The organism is Streptomyces radicis (genome assembly GCF_003626575.1).
Taxonomy (GTDB): domain Bacteria; phylum Actinomycetota; class Actinomycetes; order Streptomycetales; family Streptomycetaceae; genus Streptomyces; species Streptomyces radicis.
Map to the genome: position 1 here is coordinate 297,786 of NZ_RBDY01000001.1, position 21,955 is coordinate 319,740.

21 protein-coding genes are annotated in these 21,955 nt (G+C 73.1%); 20 read left to right on the forward strand and 1 reads right to left on the reverse strand.

Annotation, left to right across the window (positions count from 1 at the left end; translation table 11 throughout):
* Positions 1 to 18 precede the first annotated feature (18 nt).
* The 14 genes from D7318_RS01370 to nusB all read left to right on the forward strand — a co-directional run bounded on the left by D7318_RS01370 (position 19) and on the right by nusB (position 13,067).
* Positions 19 to 444: a DUF948 domain-containing protein gene (locus tag D7318_RS01370; protein ID WP_120694939.1), complete on the forward strand. Its 426-nt coding sequence runs from the start codon at positions 19 to 21 to the stop codon at positions 442 to 444.
* Between the two features lie 7 nt (positions 445 to 451).
* Positions 452 to 841 (forward strand): DUF6167 family protein, encoded by a 390-nt coding sequence (locus D7318_RS33305; RefSeq protein WP_220729458.1) that lies wholly within the window; start codon positions 452 to 454, stop codon positions 839 to 841.
* A complete protein-coding gene (gene alaS, locus D7318_RS01380) occupies positions 828 to 3,497 on the forward strand; it encodes an alanine--tRNA ligase (protein WP_120694940.1) in 2,670 nt (889 codons plus the stop codon). Before D7318_RS33305 ends, alaS begins: the two co-directional genes overlap by 14 nt.
* The gene (gene ruvX / locus D7318_RS01385) at positions 3,497 to 3,961 is read left to right on the forward strand and encodes a Holliday junction resolvase RuvX (protein ID WP_120694941.1); all 465 of its coding nucleotides are present in this window, start codon (positions 3,497 to 3,499) and stop codon (positions 3,959 to 3,961) included. The genes alaS and ruvX overlap by 1 nt, the downstream gene beginning before the upstream one ends.
* Positions 3,962 to 4,047: 86 nt before the next feature.
* On the forward strand, positions 4,048 to 5,787 hold the full coding sequence (mltG, locus tag D7318_RS01390) for an endolytic transglycosylase MltG (protein ID WP_120694942.1): 1,740 nt from the start codon (positions 4,048 to 4,050) through the stop codon (positions 5,785 to 5,787).
* Positions 5,787 to 6,623, forward strand: a complete 837-nt coding sequence (locus D7318_RS01395) for a shikimate dehydrogenase (RefSeq protein WP_120694943.1) — start codon at positions 5,787 to 5,789, stop codon at positions 6,621 to 6,623. The genes mltG and D7318_RS01395 overlap by 1 nt, the downstream gene beginning before the upstream one ends.
* 105 nt (positions 6,624 to 6,728) lie before the next feature.
* Positions 6,729 to 7,913 carry a chorismate synthase gene (aroC, locus tag D7318_RS01400; protein WP_120694944.1) on the forward strand — a complete coding sequence of 395 codons (1,185 nt, stop codon included), beginning with the start codon at positions 6,729 to 6,731 and terminating at the stop codon, positions 7,911 to 7,913.
* Positions 7,910 to 8,443 carry a shikimate kinase gene (locus D7318_RS01405; protein WP_120694945.1) on the forward strand — a complete coding sequence of 178 codons (534 nt, stop codon included), beginning with the start codon at positions 7,910 to 7,912 and terminating at the stop codon, positions 8,441 to 8,443. The genes aroC and D7318_RS01405 overlap by 4 nt, the downstream gene beginning before the upstream one ends.
* Entirely contained in the window at positions 8,440 to 9,558 is a 1,119-nt protein-coding gene (gene aroB / locus D7318_RS01410) for a 3-dehydroquinate synthase (protein WP_120694946.1), read from the forward strand. Before D7318_RS01405 ends, aroB begins: the two co-directional genes overlap by 4 nt.
* On the forward strand, positions 9,555 to 9,995 hold the full coding sequence (gene aroQ / locus D7318_RS01415; protein ID WP_120694947.1) for a type II 3-dehydroquinate dehydratase: 441 nt from the start codon (positions 9,555 to 9,557) through the stop codon (positions 9,993 to 9,995). Before aroB ends, aroQ begins: the two co-directional genes overlap by 4 nt.
* Before the next feature lie 135 nt (positions 9,996 to 10,130).
* A complete protein-coding gene (locus D7318_RS01420) occupies positions 10,131 to 10,826 on the forward strand; it encodes an AAA family ATPase (protein ID WP_230423237.1) in 696 nt (231 codons plus the stop codon).
* A 65-nt stretch (positions 10,827 to 10,891) separates the two neighbouring features.
* Positions 10,892 to 12,007 (forward strand): M24 family metallopeptidase, encoded by a 1,116-nt coding sequence (locus D7318_RS01425; RefSeq protein WP_120694949.1) that lies wholly within the window; start codon positions 10,892 to 10,894, stop codon positions 12,005 to 12,007.
* A 65-nt stretch (positions 12,008 to 12,072) separates the two neighbouring features.
* Positions 12,073 to 12,639, forward strand: a complete 567-nt coding sequence (gene efp, locus D7318_RS01430; protein WP_120694950.1) for an elongation factor P — start codon at positions 12,073 to 12,075, stop codon at positions 12,637 to 12,639.
* Between the two features lie 2 nt (positions 12,640 to 12,641).
* Positions 12,642 to 13,067, forward strand: coding sequence for a transcription antitermination factor NusB (gene nusB, locus D7318_RS01435; RefSeq protein ID WP_120694951.1), 426 nt, complete (start codon positions 12,642 to 12,644; stop codon positions 13,065 to 13,067).
* 113 nt (positions 13,068 to 13,180) lie between these two features.
* Here the strand turns inward: nusB and bldD are convergent, their stop codons facing one another.
* Entirely contained in the window at positions 13,181 to 13,681 is a 501-nt protein-coding gene (gene bldD / locus D7318_RS01440) for a transcriptional regulator BldD (protein ID WP_113685051.1), read from the reverse strand.
* A 197-nt stretch (positions 13,682 to 13,878) separates the two neighbouring features.
* On the opposite strand from bldD, the gene pyrR reads away from it, so the two are divergent.
* The 6 genes from pyrR (at position 13,879) to carB (ending at position 21,951) form a co-directional block, all read left to right on the forward strand.
* Positions 13,879 to 14,481, forward strand: coding sequence for a bifunctional pyr operon transcriptional regulator/uracil phosphoribosyltransferase PyrR (pyrR, locus tag D7318_RS01445; RefSeq protein ID WP_120694952.1), 603 nt, complete (start codon positions 13,879 to 13,881; stop codon positions 14,479 to 14,481).
* Between the two features lie 92 nt (positions 14,482 to 14,573).
* Positions 14,574 to 15,578, forward strand: coding sequence for an aspartate carbamoyltransferase catalytic subunit (locus tag D7318_RS01450; protein WP_120694953.1), 1,005 nt, complete (start codon positions 14,574 to 14,576; stop codon positions 15,576 to 15,578).
* Positions 15,575 to 16,870, forward strand: coding sequence for a dihydroorotase (locus tag D7318_RS01455; RefSeq protein WP_120694954.1), 1,296 nt, complete (start codon positions 15,575 to 15,577; stop codon positions 16,868 to 16,870). The genes D7318_RS01450 and D7318_RS01455 overlap by 4 nt, the downstream gene beginning before the upstream one ends.
* A complete protein-coding gene (locus D7318_RS01460; protein ID WP_230423238.1) occupies positions 16,867 to 17,511 on the forward strand; it encodes a PH-like domain-containing protein in 645 nt (214 codons plus the stop codon). Before D7318_RS01455 ends, D7318_RS01460 begins: the two co-directional genes overlap by 4 nt.
* Complete coding sequence (gene carA, locus D7318_RS01465) at positions 17,508 to 18,629, forward strand: glutamine-hydrolyzing carbamoyl-phosphate synthase small subunit (RefSeq protein WP_120694955.1); 1,122 nt, start codon at positions 17,508 to 17,510, stop codon at positions 18,627 to 18,629. Before D7318_RS01460 ends, carA begins: the two co-directional genes overlap by 4 nt.
* Positions 18,622 to 21,951 carry a carbamoyl-phosphate synthase large subunit gene (gene carB / locus D7318_RS01470; RefSeq protein WP_120694956.1) on the forward strand — a complete coding sequence of 1,110 codons (3,330 nt, stop codon included), beginning with the start codon at positions 18,622 to 18,624 and terminating at the stop codon, positions 21,949 to 21,951. Before carA ends, carB begins: the two co-directional genes overlap by 8 nt.
* Positions 21,952 to 21,955 lie beyond the last annotated feature (4 nt).

A 21,955-nucleotide genomic window follows, 5' to 3' on the forward strand; every position in this document is an offset into this window, starting at 1 on the left:
GAGGGAAGCGGTGCGAACGTGTCCGGTGGTGAAGTGGCCGGCCTCCTGGTGGCCGTCTTCTGGGCGATCCTGGTCTCGTTCCTCGCCGTGGCCCTGGTCAGGCTCGCACAGGCCCTCAGGGCCGCGACCGAGCTGGTCACCAGCGTCACCGAACGGGCCGTGCCGCTGCTCGGCGAGGCGTCCGACACCGTCCGCTCCGCCCAGGCGCAGCTCGACCGCGTCGAGACCATCACCACCGATGTGCAGGAGGTCGCCGCCAACGCCTCGGCGCTCTCGAGCACCGTGGCCACCACCTTCGGCGGGCCCCTGGTGAAGGTCGCGGCGTTCGGCTACGGCGTGCGCCGCGCGCTGCGCCGCCGCGCCGCCGCGACCCCCGAGGCGGGGGCCGCCCCACGGGCCCGAAGGCTCCCGGGGCCGCGCCGCCGCTCGACCGGAAAGGACTGATCCGCCCGTGTTCCGCCGTGCGTTCTGGTTCACCACCGGCGCCGCCGCAGGCATCTGGGCCACCACCAAGGTCCAGCGCACCCTCCGCGGCCTCGCGCCCGAAAGCCTCGCCGTCAGGGCGGCCGACCGCGCCGCGGCGGCGGGGCACCGGGTGCGCGACTTCGCGCTCGACGTCAGGTCAGGCATGGCCCAGCGGGAGGGCGAGCTGAACGACGCGCTCGGCATCGAGCCCGCGCGCGACCCCCACGCGCTCCCGCCCGCCCCCGAGCCCGATCCCGCGCCCGTGATCCACCCCCACCGCCCTCGACGAACCGAACGCCCCGAGCGCCTCGAGCGACCCGAGCGATCCGGACCATCCGGACGACCCGAAAAGAGGACCACTGATGGAGTCGGCTGAAATCCGCCGCCGCTGGCTGAGCTTCTTCGAGGAGCGCGGGCACCTCGTCGTGCCCTCGGCGTCGCTGATCGCGGACGACCCCACGCTGCTGCTCGTCCCCGCCGGGATGGTGCCGTTCAAGCCCTACTTCCTCGCCGAGGCACGGCCGCCCCACCCGCGCCTGGTCAGCGTGCAGAAGTGCGTGCGCACCCCCGACATCGAGGAGGTCGGCAAGACCACACGGCACGGCACGTTCTTCCAGATGTGCGGGAACTTCTCGTTCGGCGACTACTTCAAGGAGGGCGCGATCACGCTCGCCTGGGAGCTGCTGACCAGCTCCGTCGCCGACGGCGGCTACGGCCTCGACCCCGAGCGGCTGTGGATCACCGTCTACGAGCAGGACGACGAGGCCGAGCGGATCTGGCGCGACGTCGTCGGCGTCCCCGCCGAGCGCATCCAGCGCCTCGGGATGGGCCCCAACTTCTGGTCGATGGGCGTGCCGGGACCCTGCGGTCCCTGTTCCGAGATCAACTACGACCGCGGCCCCGAGTTCGGCCCCGAGGGCGGCCCCGCCGTCAACGAGGAGCGCTACGTCGAGCTGTGGAACCTCGTGTTCATGCAGTACGAGCGCGGCCCGGGCCAGGGCAAGGAGGACTACCCGATCCTCGGCGACCTCCCCGCCAAGAACATCGACACCGGGCTCGGCCTCGAACGCCTCGCGATGGTCCTCCAGGGCGTCCAGAACATGTACGAGACGGACACCCTGCGCGTCGTCATCGACAAGGCGGGCGAGCTGACCGGCGTCCCCTACGGCAGGTCCGACGCCACCGACGTCTCGCTCCGCGTGGTCGCCGACCACATGCGCACCTCCGCCATGCTCATCGGCGACGGCGTCACCCCGGGCAACGAGGGCCGCGGCTACGTCCTGCGCCGCATCATGCGCCGCGCCATCCGCAACATGCGGATCCTGGGCGCCACGGGACCCGTCGTCGCCGACCTCGCCGACGTCGTGCTGACCACCATGGGCCGGCAGTACCCCGAGCTGCTCACCGACCGCCGCCGTATCGAAACGGTCGCGCTGGCCGAGGAGTCGGCGTTCCTCAAGACCCTCAAGGCGGGCACCAACATCCTGGACTCCGCCGTCACCGAGACGCGCGCCGCCGGGTCCACCGTGCTCCCTGGCGACAAGGCGTTCCTGCTCCACGACACCTGGGGCTTCCCGATCGACCTCACCCTCGAAATGGCCGCCGAGCAGGGCCTGTCCGTGGACGAGACGGGCTTTCGGCGGCTGATGAAGGAGCAGCGGGAGCGCGCCAAGGCCGACGCCCGCGCCAAGAAGCAGGGCCACGCCGACCTGTCCGCCTACCGGGCCGTCGCCGACGCCGCAGGGCCTTCGGAGTTCATCGGCTACACGCGGACCGCCGCCGAGTCCTCGGTGGTCGGGCTGCTGGTCGACGGCGCCTCGTCGCCCGCCGCCGTCGAGGGCGACGACGTCGAAGTGGTCCTCGACCGCACCCCGTTCTACGCCGAGGGCGGCGGCCAGCTGGCCGACACCGGGCGGATCAGGCTGGAGTCGGGGGCCGTTGTCGAGGTCCGCGACGTGCAGCAGCCGGTGCCCGGCGTCATCGTGCACAAGGGAGTCGTCCAGGTCGGCGAGGTGACGGTGGGCGCCGCCGCGCACTGCCACATCGACATCCACCGCCGCCGCGCCATCGCCCGCGCCCACAGCGCCACGCACCTCACGCACCAGGCGCTGCGCGACGCCCTGGGCCCGACGGCCGCCCAGGCCGGGTCCGAGAACGCGCCGGGCCGCTTCCGTTTCGACTTCGGCTCGCCCGCCGCGGTGCCGGGCTCCGTGCTCGGCGATGTCGAGCAGAAGATCAACGAGGTGCTCGGCCGCGAGCTCGACGTCACCGCCGAGGTGATGTCGATGGACGAGGCCCGTAAGCAGGGCGCCATCGCGGAGTTCGGCGAGAAGTACGGCGACCGGGTCCGCGTGGTCACCATCGGCGACTACTCCAAGGAGCTGTGCGGCGGCACCCATGTGCACAACACCGCCCAGCTCGGCCTCGTCAAGCTGCTCGGCGAGTCCTCCATCGGCTCGGGCGTGCGCCGCGTCGAGGCCCTCGTCGGCACCGACGCCTACCGCTTCCTGGCCCGCGAGCACGCCGTGGTCGCGCAGCTCACCGAGCTGGTCAAGGGCCGCCCCGAGGAGCTGCCCGAGCGGATCTCCGGGATGCTGAGCCGCCTGAAGGACGCCGAGAAGGAGATCGAGCGCTTCCGCGCCGAGAAGGTCCTCCAGGCCGCCGGCGGCATCGCCGCCGCCGCCCGCGACATCCACGGCGTCGCCCTGGCCAGCGGGCGCGTCCCCGACGGCACCACCGCCGACGACCTGCGCCGCCTCGTGCTCGACGTGCGAGGCAGGATCCAGGGCGACCGGGCCGCCGTGGTGGCGCTGTTCACCGTGGCGGGCGGGCGCCCGCTCACCGTCGTCGCCACCAACGAGGCGGCCAGGGAACGCGGTCTGAAGGCGGGCGACCTGGTCCGCGCCGCCGCCAAGGCACTCGGCGGCGGGGGCGGTGGCAAGCCCGACGTGGCCCAGGGCGGCGGGCAGGACCCCGCGGCCATCGACGACGCGCTGGCCGCCGTCGAGCGCCAGGTCGGGGACACCGCCTGATGCGACGCGGCAGGCGCCTCGGCGTCGACGTGGGCGAGGCCAGGATCGGGGTCGCCTCGTGCGACCCCGACGGGCTCATCGCCACCCCGGTGGAGACCGTGCCGGGGCGCGATGTCCCCGCCGCCAGGCGCCGCCTTGCCCAACTGGTCGCCGAGTACGAGCCGATCGAGGTCGTTGTCGGGCTGCCGCGCTCCCTCGGCGGCGGCGAGGGCCCGGCAGCGGCGCGGGTGCGGGCGTTCGCCGAACGGATCGCCCGCGATGTCGCGCCGGTCCGGGTCCGGCTGGTCGACGAGCGGCTGAGCACCGTCACCGCGACCCGCGGCATGCGCGCCTCGGGCGTCAAGGAGCGCAAGGGCAGATCGCGCGTCGATCAGGCGGCCGCGGTCGTCATCCTCCAGAGCGCCCTGGAGACGGAGCGGTCCTCGGGCCGCCCGCCGGGGCAGTGCGTCGAAGTGGTTGTCTGATCGCGATACGGTAACGTTCCGCGCGACAGGGCAGTGTTGTGGACTGCGGGGGAAAGCGGCTGCCGCCTTGCTTCACAAGGGGTTCGATGACTGAGTATGGCCGGAGTCCCGGCTCCGAACCGTGGCACCCCGACGACCCGCTCTACGGAGAGCAGAACTGGTCGGGCGGGTACGACGGCACGGGTGGCCAGTCCGCGCGGAGCGACGGCTGGCAGGAGGGGTACGGCGACCAGGCGCAGTATCCGCAAGCGCAGTACTACCCCGGGCAGCAGGCGGAGCAGGGCGGCTGGAACGCGGGCGACCCCTACTACGGATCGGGCCAGTACCCGCACCAGGCCCACCACCCCCAGCAGCCGCACCCCCAGCAGGGGGGCTATGGCACCGGTGAGTTCCAGCAGCCTTACGGCACACAGGAGATGTACCTCCAGCAGGACCCGCACGGGCAGCAGCACCCCCAGCATCCGCAGCACCCCCAGCATCCGCAGCACTCCCACCATCCGCAGCACCCCCAGCACCCCCAGCAGGCCCAGCAGCCGTACCAGACACAGGCGATGCCCCAGCGGCAGATGCCGCCGCAGGGCATGCCGCGCCAGCAGGGGGGTCAAGGCCCGGGCGGCGCCGCGCCCGGCGGCCCCTACGACGACCTGGCGGGCCCCGACCCGGAGACGGGCTGGGATCCAGGACCCGACCAGGGCGAACGGGACTTCTTCACCCGCGACGACGACGATGACGACGCCGACCGCGACGCCCCCACGCGTTCGGGCCGCCGCGGCGACCGCCCCAAGAAGCGGCGCGCGGGCTGCGGCTGCGTCGCGATCGCGCTCGTCGTCGTGGGCGGCCTCGGCGGCGTCGCGTGGTACGGCTACGGCTTCTACCAGGATCGTTTCGGCGCCGCCCCGGACTACGCGGGCGAGGGTTCCGGCGAGGTCCAGATCGAGATCCCCGAGGGCTCATCCGTCTCCGCCATCGGCAACATCCTCAGGGAGGCGGGCGTGGTCAGGAGCCATGACGCGTTCGTCGAAGCCGCGGGCGACGACGGCCAGTTGATCCAGGCGGGCATCTACACCCTGCGCGAGCAGATGTCGGCCGAGTCCGCCGTCGCGCTGCTCCTCGACCCCGCGTCATCCGCCGCCAACACCCTCATCATTCCCGAGGGCGAGCGCGCCTCCGACATCTACGCCATGATCGACGCGCAGTTGGGCCTCGAGGAGGGCGCGACCGCCGAGGTCGCCGAGACCGCGGACATCGGGCTGCCCGAGTGGGCCGAGGGCGACCCGGAGGGCTTCCTCTTCCCCGCGCGGTACGACGTGGGCGAGGAGACCACGCCCGAGCAGCTGCTGTCGCGCATGGTCGACCGCGCCGAGAACGAGTTCGCCGAGATCGACCTGGAGGGCCAGGCGGCCGAGCTCGACCGCTCCCCGCGCGAGATCGTCATCATCGCCTCGCTCATCCAGGCCGAGGCGCAGGAGGACGAGGAGTTCGGCCAGGTCTCGCAGGTCATCTACAACCGGCTCGAGCTGCCGATGCTGTTGCAGTTCGACTCGACGATCAACTACGCGCTCAACCGCGACACCCTCGAGGTCTCCTACGAGGACACCGAGCTCGACTCCCCCTACAACACCTACCAGGTGCAGGGACTTCCGCCGGGCCCCATCGACAACCCAGGGCACCAGGCGCTCGAAGCGGCGCTCAACCCCACCCAAGGCGACTGGCTGTACTTCGTGACCGTCCGCCCCGGCGACACCCGGTTCACCGCCGACCACGCCGAACACGAGCAGAACGTCGAGGAGTTCAACGCCGCCCAGGCCGAGGGGGGGGACGGCTGATGGGAGACCCACCGGCGGACCGGCACGCCGCGGTCATCGGCTCGCCCATCGCGCACTCGCTCTCCCCGGTCCTGCACCGGGCCGCCTACCGCGCGCTCGACCTGGAGACGTGGGACTACGGGCGTTTCGAGGTGGACGAGAAGGGCCTGCCGGGATTCCTCGAAGGGCTGGGGCCCGGCTGGGCGGGGCTCTCGCTGACCATGCCGCTCAAGCGGGCCGTGCTCCCGCTGCTCGACGACATCACCGAGACCGCCGCGTCCGTCGAGGCCGCCAACACCGTGGTCTTCACCGACGACGGGCGGCGCCACGGCGACAACACCGACGTCCCCGGCATGGTCCAGGCCCTCCGCGAGCGGGGCGTGACCGAGGTGGAGAGCGCCGCGATCCTGGGCGCGGGCGCCACCGCGGCCTCGGCCGTCGCCGCGCTCGACCAGGTCTGCACCGGCCACATCACCGCCTATGTGCGCAGCGACGACCGCGCCCGCGAGATGCGCGGCTGGGGCGAGCGCCTCGGCGTCCCGGTGCGCACCGCCGCGTGGTCCGAGGCCGAACGCGCCCTGACCGAGCCCCTGGTGATCGCCACCACCCCGGCCGGCGCCACGGACCGCCTCGCGGGCGCGGTGCCCGACCACCCCGGCGTCCTGTTCGACGTGCTCTACGACCCCTGGCCCACCGCGTTGGCGGGCGCCTGGACCCACAGGCGCGGCCATGTCATCGGCGGCCTCGACCTCCTGGTGCACCAGGCCGTGCTCCAGGTCGAGGCGATGACCGGCATCGCCCCCGCGCCCGTCAGGCAGATGCGCGCGGCGGGCCGCGCCGCCCTCGCCGCCCGCTGAGCGGCCCCGCCGTCTCGCGACGCAGACGGCGGGCGGGCGCCACGCGCGGACGTGGCAGGATCGGCGGTGGTACACCGCCAGGTCGAGGAACCCTAAGGAGCACCGTTGAGCAGGCTGCGCTGGCTGACAGCGGGAGAGTCGCACGGACCGGCCCTGGTGGCCACGCTTGAGGGGCTGCCCGCGGGGGTCCCGATCACCACCGACATGGTGGCGGACGCCCTGGCGCGGCGCCGGCTCGGCTATGGCCGCGGCGCCAGGATGAAGTTCGAGCGCGACGAGGTCACGTTCCTCGGCGGCGTCCGGCACGGCCTCACCCTCGGCTCGCCCGTGGCCGTCATGGTCGGCAACACCGAGTGGCCCAAGTGGGAGCAGGTCATGGCCGCCGACCCGGTGCCCGACGAGGTGCTCGCCGGGCTCGCGAGGAACGCCCCGCTGACCCGCCCGCGCCCCGGCCACGCCGACCTGGCGGGCATGCAGAAGTACGGCGTGAACGACGCCAGGCCCATCCTGGAGCGGGCCTCCGCGCGCGAGACGGCCGCCCGCGTCGCCCTCGGCACCGTCGCCCGCTCGTATCTCCGCGAGACCGCGGGCGTCGAGATCGTCTCGCACGTCGTGGAGTTGGGCGGCGCGGCGGCCCCCCGCGGCCTGCTGCCCCGCCCCGAGGACACCGCGCGGCTCGACGCCGACCCGGTGCGCTGCCTCGACCCCGAGGCGAGCGAGGCGATGGTGGCCGAGATCGACCAGGCGCACAAGGACGGCGACACCCTCGGCGGCGTCGTCGAGGTGGTCGCCCACGGCGTGCCGGTGGGTCTGGGCTCGCACGTCCACTGGGACCGCCGCCTCGACGCCCGCCTCGCCGGGGCGCTCATGGGCATCCAGGCCATCAAGGGCGTCGAGTTGGGCGACGGCTTCGGCCTGGCCCGCGTCCCCGGCTCGCTCGCGCACGACGAGATCGTGCCGGGCCCCGACGGCGTCCGCCGCGCCTCGGGGCGCTCGGGCGGCACCGAAGGCGGCCTGTCCACGGGCGAGTCGCTGCGCGTGCGCGCCGCGATGAAGCCCATCGCCACGGTGCCGAGGGCGCTGGCCACGGTGGACGTCGCGACCGGTGAGACGACGCGCGCGCACCACCAGCGTTCCGACGTGTGCGCCGTCCCGGCCGCCGGGATCGTCGCCGAGGCGATGGTCGCGCTCGTGCTCGCGGACGCCGTCGCCGAGAAGTTCGGCGGGGACAACGTGGTCGAGACCCGCCGCAACGTGACCGGCTTCCTCGACCACCTGGAGATCCGATGACCGCCGCCGCGCCTGACCACGGGCCCGCCGTCGTGCTGGTCGGCCCGCCGGGGTCGGGCAAGTCCACCGTCGGCACGCTGCTCGCCGAACGCCTCGGCCGCACCCTGCGCGACACCGACAGGGACATCGAGGAGACGGCGGGCAAGGCCATCCCCGAGATCTTCCTCGAGGACGGCGAGCCGCGCTTCCGCGAGCTCGAGGCCGCCGCCGTCCACGCCGCCGTCACCGGGCACGACGGCGTGGTCGCGCTGGGCGGCGGCGCCGTGCTCGACCCGGGCACCCGCGCCCTGCTGGCGGGTCGGCCGGTCGTCTTCCTCGACGTCGCGCACGGGGAGGCCGTCCGCCGCGTCGGCCTTGACGCCGCACGCCCGTTGCTCGCCATGAACCCGAGGCAGCAGTGGCGCACGCTCATGGAGCAGCGCCGCCCGTTCTACACCGAGGTCGCCCGCGCGGTGGTGCAGACGGCCGACCTCACCCCCGGCGAGGTCGCCCAGGCCGTTCTCGACGCATTGGAGCTCACGACCGCATGACCACCACCCCGGCCCAGGGCGGCCGCATCCCCGCCGCGACCAGGATCGCGGTCGGCGGCAGCGCGGGCACGGCGCCCTACGACGTGCTCGTCGGCCGCCGCCTCCTCGGCGAGCTGCCGGGACTCATCGGCACCGCGGCCCGCCGCGTCGCCGTCCTGCACCCCGAGGCGCTGACCGAGACCGGCGAGGTGGTGCGCCAGGACCTCGCCGACCACGGGTACGAGACGATCGCCGTCCAGCTGCCCAACGCCGAGGAGGCCAAGACCGCGGGCGTCGCCGCGTACTGCTGGAAGGCGCTCGGGCAGTCGGGGTTCACGCGCACCGACGTCATCGTGGCGGTCGGCGGCGGCGCGACCACCGACGTGTCAGGGTTCGTGGCCGCGAGCTGGCTGCGCGGCGTCCGCTGGGTCGCGGTGCCGACCACCGTGCTCGGCATGGTGGACGCGGCCGTCGGCGGCAAGACCGGCATCAACACCGCCGAGGGCAAGAACCTGGTGGGCGCCTTCCACCCCCCGGCGGGCGTGCTGTGCGACCTGGCCGCGCTCGACTCCCTGCCGGTCAACGACTACGTCTCGGGGCTCGCCGAGATCATCAAGGCCGGCTTCATCGCCGACCCCGCGATCCTCGACCTCATCGAGGCCGACCCCGGGTCGGCCCGCCGCCCCGAGGGGCCGCACACCGCCGAGCTGATCGAGCGCGCCATCCGCGTCAAGGCCGAGGTGGTGGCCGGCGACCTCAAGGAGTCGGGCCCACGGGAGATCCTCAACTACGGCCACACCCTCGCGCACGCCATCGAGAAGAACGAGCGCTACTCCTGGCGGCACGGCGCGGCCGTCTCCGTCGGCATGGTCTTCGCCGCTGAGCTCGGCCGCCTCGCGGGCCGCCTCGACGACGCGACGGCCGACCGGCACCGGGCCGTCCTCACGTCCGTCGGCCTGCCGGTGACCTACCGCGGCGCGCCATGGGAGCGGCTGCTCGGGACGATGCGCGTGGACAAGAAGTCCAGGGGCGACCGGCTGCGCTTCATCGTCCTCGACGGGCTGGCCCGCCCCGCCGTCCTCGAAGGCCCCGACCCGGCCCTGCTGGTCGCCGCGCACGCGGAGGTGGCCGGATGAGCCGCCGTGTCCTGGTCCTCAACGGGCCCAACCTCGGCCGCCTCGGCTCGCGCGAGCCCGACGTCTACGGCTCGACGTCCTACGCCGGGCTCGTCGAGCGCTGTGCCGCGCTGGGCGAGGAGCTCGGCCTCGACCCCGAGGTCAGGGAGACCAACGACGAGGGGCAGCTGATCCGTTGGCTGCACGAGGCCGCGGACGGCGCGGTGCCCGTGGTGCTCAACCCCGGCGCGTTCACCCACTACTCCTACGGCCTGCGCGACGCGGCCGCCCAGCGCACCGCCCCGCTCATCGAGGTGCACATCTCCAACCCGTACCGCAGGGAGGAGTTCCGTCACACCTCGGTGATCGCCTCGGTGGCCAGCGGCACGGTCGCGGGCTTCGGCATCGGCTCGTACCTGCTGGCCCTGCGGGCGGTCGCCGACCAGCTCGCCGACTGAAGCAGCCCCGGGCGGCACTGTCCGGGCTCCCCATGCGTTCACGACAACGAAAGGCCCGACCGGTACGGTGTGTCAGGCCCGAAGGGACGCACGAGCGGCCGCGCCGTGCGCTGAGATGACGGACATGGGGATCGGATGCAACAGCCCGGTGGGATGCCCGTGCCACCCCCGGCTCCGCTCGACGGGGGGACGAGCGGGTACCTCAAGCTGCCGCCCGGCGGGGTGGTGCCCGCGCCGACCCCGGCGCCGGGCGCCGCGGCGCCCGACATCGCGCACGCCGGGGTGGCGGTGCTGCTGATCGGCCCGGCGGGGGCGGGCAAGACGACGGTGGCGAGGTTCTGGGCCGAGCGCAGACCCGTGCCCACGGCCCACATCAGCCTGGACGACGTGCGCGAGTGGGTGCGTTCAGGGTTCGCCGACCCCCGATCGGGCTGGGACGACCGCTCCGAGGCCCAGTACCGCCTCGCGCGGCGCACATGCGGCTTCGCCGCACGGAACTTCCTGGCCAACGGCATCTCCTGCGTCCTCGACGACGCCGTCTTCCCCGACCGCCCGGCCGTGGGCCTCGGCGGCTGGAAGCGCCATGTGGGCCCCGGGCTCATCCCGATCGTGCTGCTGCCAGGGCTCGATGTCGTCCTCGAGCGGAACGCCGCGCGCACCGGCACCCGGCGCCTCTCCGACGAGGAGGTGGCCACGATCCATGGCCGCATGGCCGGGTGGTACGGCTCGGGCCTGCCCATCATCGACAACTCCCGGCACGACGTGGCGACCACCGCGAGGATGCTGGACGACGCGGTCGCCCGGAGCCTGTCCCACCCGCCGCAGTGGTGACCCGTCGCGCTCGTCCGGACGTGTTCAGGCGGCCGAAGAGGGGCGGGCCCGCATAGGCTCGGTCCATGTCCGAGGTTCACGCGGCCCGAAGGTCACGGCTGCGGGCCCGCTGCTCGCCAGCGGGTGGCAGCGTGGCCGCCCTCGTCTCCCTGCCGGCCAACGTCCGCTACCTGGCCGGCTCCGTCCCCGAGGGGGCCGTGCTGCTCGTGGGCCCCTCGGGCGAGGACGTGCTGCTCGGCCACTGGGACCACGGCGGCGACCCCGCGGGCCCGCTGCCCGCCGAGGACCAGGGCCTGCGCATCGCGCCCCTGGGCGGTGAGGCCGACCCCGCGGTGGCCGCCGCCGAGCTGGCCGCCGAGGGCGGCGCCGACACCCTGGCCGTCGAGGAGCACCACCTGACCGTCGCCCGCCATCGGGCCGTCGCGGCCGGTGCCGTCGGGGTCAGGCTCGTCGACCTGGAGTGCGCGGTGGAGCGGCAGCGGCTGGTGAAGGACGAGGAGGAGATCGCGGCGCTGCGGGTGGCCGCCGAGATCACCGACAGGGCGCTGGGGGAGCTGCTCGAGTCGATCCTGGTGGGCCGCACCGAGCGCCATCTCGCGCTGGAGCTCGAACGCCGCCTGGTGGACCACGGCGCGGACGGCCCGGCGTTCCCCACCTCGGTGGCCACCGGCAGCCACTCGGGCCTGGCCGGGCACCGGCCCACGGACCGGCGGGTGGAGGAGGGCGACTTCCTGACCGTGTGCCTCGGCGCCCGCTTCCGCGGGTACCGCTGCCGGATCGGGCGGACGTTCGTCATCGGGACCAGCCCCGACGACTGGCAGATCGAGCTGTACGAGGTGGTCTTCGCCGCTCAGCGGGCCGCGCGGGAGGCGTTGACCCCGGGCGCGGAGTACGCGGCCGTCGACCGGGCCGCGCGGGACGTGCTCGACGCCGCGGGGCACGGCACGGCGCTCGGCCCGGTGACCGGGCGCGGGGTCGGCCTGGAAATCGGGGAGGACCCTCGGTTGTCCCCGGCGGCCATGGGTAGACTGGGCCCTTGCGTGCCGGTCACCGTCGAGCCGGGGGTGCATCTTCCAGGCCGGGGTGGTGTCCGGATCGATGACACGCTGGTCGTCCGCTCACCGGCGGACGGCGGACCCGAGCTACTCACCATCACGACCAAGGAACTCCTCGCCCTGTAGCCCTGCCCGGGTGGCCGGGGGGCCTCGGTCACCGCAAGCAGCAGTCGGTAGGAGAATCCGCAACCGTGGCCACCACCAACGACCTCAAGAACGGCATGGTGCTCAAGCTCGACGGGGGCCAGCTGTGGTCCGTCGTCGAGTTCCAGCACGTCAAGCCCGGCAAGGGCGGCGCTTTCGTGCGCACCAAGCTCAAGAACGTACTCTCCGGCAAGGTGGTCGACCGGACCTTCAACGCCGGCACCAAGGTGGACACCGCCACCGTGGACCGGCGGGGCATGCAGTTCTCCTACAAGGACGGCAGCGACTTCGTGTTCATGGACACGGAGACCTACGACCAGCTGCACATCACGCCCGAGACCGTGGGCGAGGCCGCCAACTACCTGCTGGAGGGCCAGGACTGCACGGTCGCCATCCACGAGGAGAACCCCCTCTTCGTGGAGCTGCCCGCCGCCGTCGAGCTGGTCATCGAGTACACCGAGCCCGGCGTCCAGGGCGACCGCTCGACCGGTGGCACCAAGCCCGCGAGGCTGGAGACCGGGTACGAGATCGGCGTGCCGCTGTTCATCACGACCGGCGAGAAGATCAAGGTCGACACCCGCTCCGGCGAATACCTCGGCCGGGTGAACAGCTAACCGTGGCTGCCCGCAGCAAGGCCCGCAAACGTGCCCTGCAAATCCTCTTCGAGGCCGACCAGCGCGGCGTGCCCGCCACCGACGTCCTCGCCGACTGGGCCAGGCTGGCCCTCACCGACGACCGGCAGCCCCGGGTCAGCGACTTCACCCGCGAGCTGGTCGAGGGCTACGCCGGGCACGCCGGGCGCATCGACGAGCTGATCGCCCAGTACACCGTCAGCTGGCCGATCGACCGCATGCCGGTCGTCGACCGCAACATTCTGCGGCTCGCCACCTTCGAGCTGATCTGGCAGGACGAGACGCCCGACGCCGTGGTCCTCGACGAGGCGGTGCAGCTGGCCAAGGAGTTCTCCACGGACGACTCACCGGCCTTCGTCAACGGCCTGCTCGGCCGCCTGAAGGACCTGAAGCCGACGCTTCGCCGCTGAGCCGTGCCGCTGACCTGAGCCGCTGACGCGCGACGCCAGGGAGTCGGCTCCCACGAGGGGGTGGCGGGCCGCACCGGCCCGTCACCCCCTCGGCCGCTCTGGGCGAGGACGCCTCAGGACTCCTCGGCCTGCACCGCACGCCGCGCGTCCGCGCCCAGCACGCCCCAGCTGATCAGCTGCTCGGTCAGCACCGAGGGCGACTGGTCGTAGATCACGGCCAATGTGCGCAGGTCGTCCTGACGGATCGACAGCACCTTGCCGTTGTAGTCACCGCGCTGACTCTGGATCGTCGCGGTGTACCGCTGGAGCGGCCCGGCCTTCTCACTGGGCACATGGGCCAGGCGCTCCAGGTCGAGGACGAGCTTGGGCGGCGGCTCGGCGGCGCCCCCGGGGGTCGAGCCGGGCAGCAGCTCCTGCACCGGGACCCCGTAGAAGTCCGCCAGCTCCGCGAGGCGCTGCACGGTGACGGCTCGGTCGCCGCGCTCGTAGGAGCCGACGACGACCGCCTTCCAGCGGCCCTGCGACTTCTCCTCGACCCCATGGAGCGACAGACCCTGCTGGGTGCGGATGGCCCGGAGCTTGGCCCCGAGCTGTTTGGCGTATTCGCTGGACATGTGTCTCCCCGGAACGGCTGCTTCGTAACTCACTGTGAGGTTACGCAGCGTAATAAGTCCCGTCAAGCCGGGGGTGGGGACCATGCCTCTGACCTGCGAGAATGCGGAGCGTACCGGTGACCCTGGTACGCTCGGGGCGTTCGACCGACGTCCTTTAAGACCCGTCCCGTGAGGCGGGGAAGGAGGTCCGCACTTCCATGGACTCAACGCCCGACACCCAGCCCTCCGTGCCCGCCCCCTCCGCCGCGGCGCGCACCGTTCTCGAGGGCCCCGACATCGCGCGGGCCCTCACCCGCATCGCCCACGAGATCGTCGAGCGCGCCAAGGGCGCCGACGACGTGGTGCTCCTCGGCATTCCGACCCGGGGCGTCTTCCTGGCCAGGCGGCTGGCCGACAAGCTGCGCGAGATCACCGAGCTCCCGCTCCCCGTGGGCTCCCTCGACATCACGATGTACCGGGACGACCTGCGGCTGCGCCCGGCGCGCGCCCTGGCGCGCACCGACATCCCTGGCGAGGGCGTCGACGGGCGGCTCGTCGTCCTGGTGGACGACGTGCTGTTCTCGGGGCGCACCATCCGCGCCGCCCTCGACGCCCTGGGCGACATCGGCCGCCCACGGGCGGTGCAGCTGGCGGTCCTGGTGGACCGCGGCCACCGCGAGCTGCCGATCCGCGCCGACTACGTCGGCAAGAACATCCCCACCTCGCTGCGCGAGACGGTCAAGGTGCAGCTCACCGAGGAGGACGGCCGCGACGGCGTGCTGCTCGGCGTGCGCGAGCCCGCCCCGTCCGGCGAGCGGTAGCCCCCTTCGCCGCCCCGGATCCCCGCACGCCGACACCACGCTTCCCTCACCCGCGCCCGCACGCCGCGGAAGACACCCACGGAAGGCACCAGATGAAGCGTCACCTCATCTCGGCCACCGATCTCACCCGTGACGACGCGGTCCTGATCCTCGACACCGCCGAGGAGCTGGCCCGCGTCGCCGACCGGCCGATCAAGAAGCTGCCGACCCTGCGCGGTCGCACCGTCGTCAACCTCTTCTTCGAGGACTCCACCCGCACCCGGATCTCCTTCGAGGCCGCCGCCAAGCGGCTCTCCGCCGATGTGATCAACTTCTCGGCGAAGGGCTCGTCCGTCTCCAAGGGCGAGTCGCTCAAGGACACCGCGCTGACCCTCGAGGCCATGGGCGCCGACGCCGTGGTCATCAGGCACCACGACTCGGGCGCCCCGCACCGCCTGGCCACGTCCGACTGGATCGGCGGCTGCGTGGTCAACGCGGGCGACGGCACGCACGAGCACCCCACGCAGGCGCTGCTTGACGCGTTCACGCTGCGGCGCAGGCTCACCGAGGGGCCGAACGGCGGCGTCGGGGGCGACCTCGAGGGCCGTCGCGTCACCATCGTCGGCGACATCCTGCACAGCCGGGTGGCCCGCTCCAACCTCCACCTGCTCACGACGCTGGGCGCCGAGGTCACCGTGGTCGCCCCGCCGACGCTGCTGCCCATCGGCGTCGCCCACTGGCCCTGCGCGGTCTCCTACGACCTCGACTCCGTGCTGTCCAAGTCGGACGCGGTGATGATGCTCCGCGTCCAGCGCGAGCGCATGAACGCCGCCTACTTCCCGACCGAGCGCGAGTACGCCAGGCGTTACGGCCTCGACGGCGACCGGATGGCGCGCATGCCCGAGCACGCCGTCGTGATGCACCCAGGCCCGATGAACCGGGGCATGGAGATCACCGCCGAGGTGGCCGACTCGCCCCGCTGCACCGCCGTCGAGCAGGTCTCGGGCGGCGTCAGCGTCCGCATGGCGGTGCTCTACCTGCTGCTCGGCGGCGCGGGCCCCGCCGACACCACACCCGCCGACACCACCCGATCCGACGAGAACGGACAGCCAGCATGAGCCAGACCCAGCGGACCCTGATCCGTGGCGCCCACGTCCTTGGTGGGGCGCCGGGGGACGTCCTGATCGACGGCGGCGCGATCGCCGAGGTCGGCACCGGGCTGCCCGCCGAGGGCGCGAGGGTGATCGACGCGGCGGGGCTCGTCCTGCTGCCGGGTCTCGTCGACCTGCACACCCATCTGCGCGAGCCGGGCCGTGAGGACTCGGAGACGGTCCTCACCGGCACCAGGGCCGCCGCCGCGGGCGGCTTCACCGCGGTGCACGCCATGGCGAACACGTTCCCGGTCGCCGACACCGCGGGCGTCGTCGAGCAGGTGTGGCGCCTGGGCCGGGAGTCCGGGTACTGCGACGTGCAGCCGGTGGGCGCCGTCACCGTGGGCCTCGAGGGCAAGCAGCTCGCCGAGCTGGGCGCGATGCACGACTCGGCCGCGGGCGTCGTGGTGTTCTCCGACGACGGCAAGTGCGTCGACGACGCGGTGATCATGCGCCGCGCCCTGGAGTACGTGAAGGCGTTCGACGGCGTGATCGCCCAGCACGCGCAGGAGCCGAGGCTGACCGAGGGCGCCCAGATGAACGAGGGCGTCGTCTCCGCCGAGCTCGGCCTGACCGGCTGGCCCGCCGTCGCCGAGGAGGCGATCATCGCCCGCGACGTCCTGCTCGCCGCCCATGTCGGCTCCCGGGTCCACGTGTGCCACCTGAGCACCGCGGGCTCCGTCGAGCTGGTGCGCTGGGCCAAGTCCAAGGGCTGGAACGTCACGGCCGAGGTCACCCCGCACCACCTGCTGCTCACCGACGACCTGGTGCGTTCCTACGACCCGGTCTTCAAGGTCAACCCACCGCTGCGCACCGAGGCCGACGTGCTGGCGCTGCGCGAGGCGCTGGCCGACGGCACCATCGACTGTGTGGCCACCGACCACGCCCCGCACCCCCACGAGGACAAGGACTGTGAGTGGGGCGCCGCCGCCATGGGCATGATCGGCCTGGAGACGGCGCTCTCCGTCGTGCAGCACGCCATGGTCGACACGGGCCTGCTCGACTGGGCGGCCGTCGCCGACCGGATGTCCGCGCGGCCCGCCGCCATCGGCCGCCTGGCCGGGCACGGCCGCCCGATCGCCCCGGGGGAGCCCGCCAACCTGACGCTGGTCGACCCCGCGCACCGCGCCGTCGTCGAGCCGACCGCGTTCGTCTCGCGCAGCCGCAACACCCCGTATCGCGGCCTCGAGCTGCCGGGGCGCGTGGTCCACACGTTCCTGCGCGGGCGGGCCACCGTCCTGGACGGTGAGCTGGCATGAGCGCCGCCCTCCACCCCGTCCTCCGCCCCGCCCTGCTCGCCGCCGAGGAGGTCGAGCGCCGCTCCGCCGAGGTCACCGACTGGGCCGCCAGGATCGCCTGGGTCGTCGGGCTGCTGCTCTTCGTCGCCCTGGTCTACTGGCTGATGCGCGAGGGCTGGAAGTGGCGGGCCACCCTCCAGGGCGACCTGCCGCCGCTCGCCCCGCTCCCCGAGGAGGGCGGCGCGCCCGCGCTGCGGCTGAGCGGCAGATACCACGGGACGACCACGGCGGGGCGCTGGCTCGACCGCATCGTTGCGCAAGGTCTTGGCGCGCGGAGCCGCGCCGAGCTGTCCCTCACCGACGCGGGCGTGGCCGTGGAACGCCCGGGCGCCGCCGGGTTCCTCATCCCGGCCGACCGGATCCGCGGCGCACGCCTGGACAAGGGCATCGCGGGCAAGGTGCTGACCGAGGGCGCCCTGCTGGTGATCACCTGGTCGCACGGCGACCGGCTGCTCGACTCGGGGTTCCGCTCCGACCGCGCCGCCGGGCACGCCGACTGGCTCGACGCGCTCGGCCCGTTCTCCCCCTTCGACCCGCCGGTGCCCGAGACCGCCGCCCGAGAGACCGCCGCCCCAGAGACCGCCCCGGAAGGTGCCCGATGACCACCACCCCAGCCGTGCTCGTCCTCGAGGACGGCCGCGCGTTCCACGGCCGGGCCTACGGCGCGGTCGGCGAGACGTTCGGCGAGGCCGTCTTCGCCACCGGCATGACCGGCTACCAGGAGACCCTGACCGACCCCTCGTACCACCGCCAGGTGGTCGTGATGACCGCCCCGCACATCGGCAACACCGGTGTCAACGACGAGGATCCGGAGTCACGGCGCATCTGGGTCGCGGGCTACGTCGTGCGCGACCCGGCGCGCACGCCCTCCAACTGGCGTTCCGTGCGCTCCCTCGACGACGAGCTGGCCGCCCAGGGCGTCGTCGGCATCAGCGGCGTGGACACCCGCGCGCTGACCCGGCACCTGCGCGAGCGCGGCGCCATGCGCGCCGGAGTGTTCTCCGGGCCCGCGCTCGGTGACCACGCGACCCTGCTGGAACGCGTCCGCTCCGCCCCGGTGATGACGGGCGCCGACCTGGCCGCCGAGGTCGCGACCACGGAGCCGTACGTCGTTCCCGCGGTGGGGGAGAAGCGCTTCACCGTTGCCGCGGTCGACCTGGGCATCAAGGGCATGACCCCGCGCCGCATGGCCGAGCGCGGCGTCGAGGTCCATGTGCTGCCCGCCACGGCCACGGTGGACGAGGTCTACGCGGCCGAGCCCGACGGGGTGTTCTTCTCCAACGGCCCGGGCGACCCCGCCGCGGCCCACCACCCCGTCGACCTGATGCGGGGCGTGCTGGAGCGGTCGACGCCGCTGTTCGGCATCTGCTTCGGCAACCAAGTGCTGGGCCGCGCCCTGGGGTTCGGCACGTTCAAGCTCAAGTACGGCCACCGCGGCATCAACCAGCCGGTCAAGGACCTGGCCACGGGCCGCGTCGAGGTCACCGCGCACAACCACGGCTTCGCCGTGGACGCCCCGGTCGGCGAGGTGTCCGAGACGCCGTTCGGCCGTGTCGAGGTCTCCCATGTCTGCCTCAACGACAACGTCGTCGAGGGGCTGCGGCTCCTCGACCGCCCGGCGTTCAGCGTCCAGTACCACCCCGAGGCGGCGGCCGGACCCCACGACGCCGCCTACCTGTTCGATCGCTTCACCGCACTGATGGAGGGCCAGCGTGCCTAAACGCTCCGACATCCGGTCCGTCCTGGTCATCGGCTCGGGCCCGATCGTCATCGGCCAGGCGGCCGAGTTCGACTACTCGGGCACCCAGGCGTGCCGCGTCCTCAAGGCCGAGGGGCTGCGGGTCATCCTGGTCAACTCCAACCCCGCCACGATCATGACCGACCCCGAGATGGCCGACGCCACGTATGTGGAGCCGATCACCCCGGAGTTCGTCGAGCGGATCATCGCCAAGGAGCGCCCCGACGCGCTGCTGCCCACCCTGGGCGGCCAGACCGCGCTCAACACCGCGGTGGCGCTCCACGAGTCGGGCGTCCTGGCGGCGCACGGCGTGGAGCTGATCGGCGCCGACGTCGACGCGATCCGCAAGGGCGAGGACCGCGACCGGTTCAAGGACGTCGTCACCGCCGTCCGCGCGGCCACGGGCCATGGCGAGTCGGCGCGTTCGGTCATCTGCCACTCGATGGACGACGCGCTCGCGGGCGTCGCCGAGCTCGGCGGCTACCCCGTGGTGGTGCGCCCCTCGTTCACCATGGGCGGCGCGGGCTCGGGCTTCGCGCACGACGAGGCGGAGCTGCGCCGCATCGCGGGGCAGGGCCTCGAGCTCTCGCCGACCACCGAGGTGCTCCTCGAGGAGTCCATCCTCGGCTGGAAGGAGTACGAGCTCGAGCTGATGCGCGACCGGAACGACAACGTCGTCGTGGTCTGCTCCATCGAGAACCTCGACCCCATGGGCGTCCACACCGGCGACTCCATCACCGTCGCCCCCGCGATGACCCTCACCGACCGCGAGTACCAGATCCTGCGCGACATCGGCATCGCCGTCATCCGCGAGGTCGGCGTCGACACGGGCGGCTGCAACATCCAGTTCGCCGTCAACCCCGAGGACGGCCGCGTCGTCGTCATCGAGATGAACCCCAGGGTGTCCCGCTCCTCCGCGCTCGCGTCCAAGGCCACGGGCTTCCCGATCGCGAAGATCGCCGCCCGCCTCGCCATCGGCTACTCGCTCGACGAGATCCCCAACGACATCACCGAGCGCACGCCCGCGTCGTTCGAGCCCACGCTCGACTATGTGGTGGTCAAGGTGCCGAGGTTCGCGTTCGAGAAGTTCCCGGCCGCGGACGCCACCCTGACCACCACGATGAAGTCGGTCGGCGAGGCCATGGCCATCGGCCGGAACTTCACCGAGGCCCTCAACAAGGCGCTGCGCTCGGTCGAGAAGTCCGGGTCGCAGTTCGACTTCGGCTCGGGCCCCGGCGACCCGAGGGAGCTGGGCGACCGGCACGCCCTGCTGGCCAAGGCCGCCATCCCCACCGACGGTCGGCTGAACACCGTGATGCGCGCCATCCGCGCGGGCGCCACCCCCGATGAGGTGTTCGAGGCCACCCGCATCGACCCGTGGTTCGTCGATCAGCTCTTCCTCATCAAGGAGACGGCCGACGCGCTCGGCGCGGCGGAGCGGCTCTCGCCCGAGCTGCTCACCGAGGCCAAGCGGCACGGCTTCTCCGACGCGCAGATCGGCGCCATCCGCGGGCTGCGCGAGGACGTGGTGCGCGAGGTCAGGCACGCGCTGGGCGTGCGCCCGGTGTACAAGACGGTGGACACGTGCGCCGCCGAGTTCGCCGCGCGCACCCCGTACCTCTACTCGTCCTACGACGAGGAGACCGAGGTCACCCCGCGCGAGCGGCCCGCCGTGATCATCCTGGGCTCAGGGCCCAACCGCATCGGCCAGGGCATCGAGTTCGACTACTCGTGCGTCCACGCGTGCTTCGCGCTGAGCGACGCGGGCTACGAGACCGTGATGGTCAACTGCAACCCCGAGACCGTCTCCACCGACTACGACACCTCCGACCGGCTCTACTTCGAGCCGCTCACGTTGGAGGACGTCCTGGAGATCGTGCACGCCGAGACCCAGGCCGGGCCCGTCGCCGGGGTCATCGTCCAGCTCGGCGGCCAGACCCCGCTCGGCCTCGCCCAGGCGCTCAAGGACAACGGCGTGCCCATCGCCGGCACGTCGCCCGAGGCGATCGACCTGGCCGAGGAGCGGGGGGCGTTCGGGCGGGTGCTCGCCGAGGCGGGGCTGCCCGCGCCCAAGTACGGCACGGCGTTCTCGTTCGACGAGGCCAAGACCATCGCCGCGGGCATCGGCTACCCGGTCATGGTGCGCCCCAGCTATGTCCTGGGCGGGCGCGGCATGCGCATCGTCTACGACGAGCCCGCGCTCGCCGAGTACCTGGAGCACCACGCCGGGCTGATCTCCGAACACCCGGTCCTGATCGACCGGTTCCTCGACGACGCCATCGAGATCGACGTGGACGCGCTCTTCGACGGCCACGAGCTCTACCTCGGGGGCGTGATGGAGCACATCGAGGAAGCGGGCATCCACTCGGGCGACTCCGCGTGCGCCCTGCCCCCGATCACCCTGGGCGCCAGCGACATCACGCGGCTGCGGTCGTCGACCGAGGCCATCGCGCGGGGCGTCGGCGTGCGGGGCCTGATCAACATCCAGTTCGCGCTCGCGGGCGACATCCTCTACGTCCTCGAGGCCAACCCCCGCGCCTCGCGCACCGTTCCGTTCACCTCCAAGGCCACCGCCGTGCCGCTGGCCAAGGCCGCCGCCCGCGTCTCGCTCGGCGCCACCGTCGCGGAGCTGCGCGCCGAGGGCCTGCTGCCGCCGACCGGCGACGGCGGGACGCTGCCGCTGACCGCGCCGATCTCCGTCAAGGAGGCCGTGATGCCCTGGTCACGCTTCCGCGACGCGCACGGGCGTGGCGTGGACACGGTGCTCGGGCCCGAGATGCGCTCCACGGGCGAAGTCATGGGCATCGACACGGTGTTCGGCACGGCGTACGCCAAGTCCCAGGCGGGCGCGTACGGCGCGCTGCCGACCAAGGGCCGGGCGTTCGTCTCCGTCGCCAACCGCGACAAGCGCGCCATGATCTTCCCCGCCCGCGCCCTGGCCGAGCACGGCTTCACGCTGCTGGCCACCGAGGGCACCGCCGAGGTGCTCAAGCGGAACGGGATCAGCGCCACCGTCGTGCGCAAGCACAGCGAGGGCCCTGGCCCCGACGGCGAGCCCACCATCGTCCAGCTCATCCACGAAGGCCAGGTGGACCTCATCATCAACACCCCCTTCGGCACGGGCGGTCGGCTCGACGGATACGAGATCCGCACCGCCGCCGTCGCCCGCGGCGTCCCGTGCCTCACCACCGTCCAGGCGCTGTCCGCCGCGGTCCAGGGCATCGACGCGCTGGGGCGCGGAGAGGTCGGCGTGCGCTCCCTCCAGGACCACGCGCGCGACCTGACCGCCGCGCGGAAGGGCTGACCGC

What these genes read in the sequence shown, in the direction of transcription:
- bldD (WP_113685051.1), bottom strand. Translation starts at nt 13,681, where the DNA reads ATGTCCAGCGAATACGCCAAACAGCTCGGGGCCAAGCTCCGGGCCATC.
- aroB (WP_120694946.1), top strand. Translation starts at nt 8,440, where the DNA reads ATGACCACCACCCCGGCCCAGGGCGGCCGCATCCCCGCCGCGACCAGG.
- D7318_RS01455 (WP_120694954.1), top strand. Translation starts at nt 15,575, where the DNA reads ATGAGCCAGACCCAGCGGACCCTGATCCGTGGCGCCCACGTCCTTGGT.
- pyrR (WP_120694952.1), top strand. Translation starts at nt 13,879, where the DNA reads ATGGACTCAACGCCCGACACCCAGCCCTCCGTGCCCGCCCCCTCCGCC.
- alaS (WP_120694940.1), top strand. Translation starts at nt 828, where the DNA reads ATGGAGTCGGCTGAAATCCGCCGCCGCTGGCTGAGCTTCTTCGAGGAG.
- D7318_RS01420 (WP_230423237.1), top strand. Translation starts at nt 10,131, where the DNA reads ATGCAACAGCCCGGTGGGATGCCCGTGCCACCCCCGGCTCCGCTCGAC.
- D7318_RS01405 (WP_120694945.1), top strand. Translation starts at nt 7,910, where the DNA reads ATGACCGCCGCCGCGCCTGACCACGGGCCCGCCGTCGTGCTGGTCGGC.
- D7318_RS01460 (WP_230423238.1), top strand. Translation starts at nt 16,867, where the DNA reads ATGAGCGCCGCCCTCCACCCCGTCCTCCGCCCCGCCCTGCTCGCCGCC.
- carA (WP_120694955.1), top strand. Translation starts at nt 17,508, where the DNA reads ATGACCACCACCCCAGCCGTGCTCGTCCTCGAGGACGGCCGCGCGTTC.
- D7318_RS01395 (WP_120694943.1), top strand. Translation starts at nt 5,787, where the DNA reads ATGGGAGACCCACCGGCGGACCGGCACGCCGCGGTCATCGGCTCGCCC.
- aroQ (WP_120694947.1), top strand. Translation starts at nt 9,555, where the DNA reads ATGAGCCGCCGTGTCCTGGTCCTCAACGGGCCCAACCTCGGCCGCCTC.
- ruvX (WP_120694941.1), top strand. Translation starts at nt 3,497, where the DNA reads ATGCGACGCGGCAGGCGCCTCGGCGTCGACGTGGGCGAGGCCAGGATC.
- D7318_RS01450 (WP_120694953.1), top strand. Translation starts at nt 14,574, where the DNA reads ATGAAGCGTCACCTCATCTCGGCCACCGATCTCACCCGTGACGACGCG.
- D7318_RS01425 (WP_120694949.1), top strand. Translation starts at nt 10,892, where the DNA reads ATGTCCGAGGTTCACGCGGCCCGAAGGTCACGGCTGCGGGCCCGCTGC.
- mltG (WP_120694942.1), top strand. Translation starts at nt 4,048, where the DNA reads ATGACTGAGTATGGCCGGAGTCCCGGCTCCGAACCGTGGCACCCCGAC.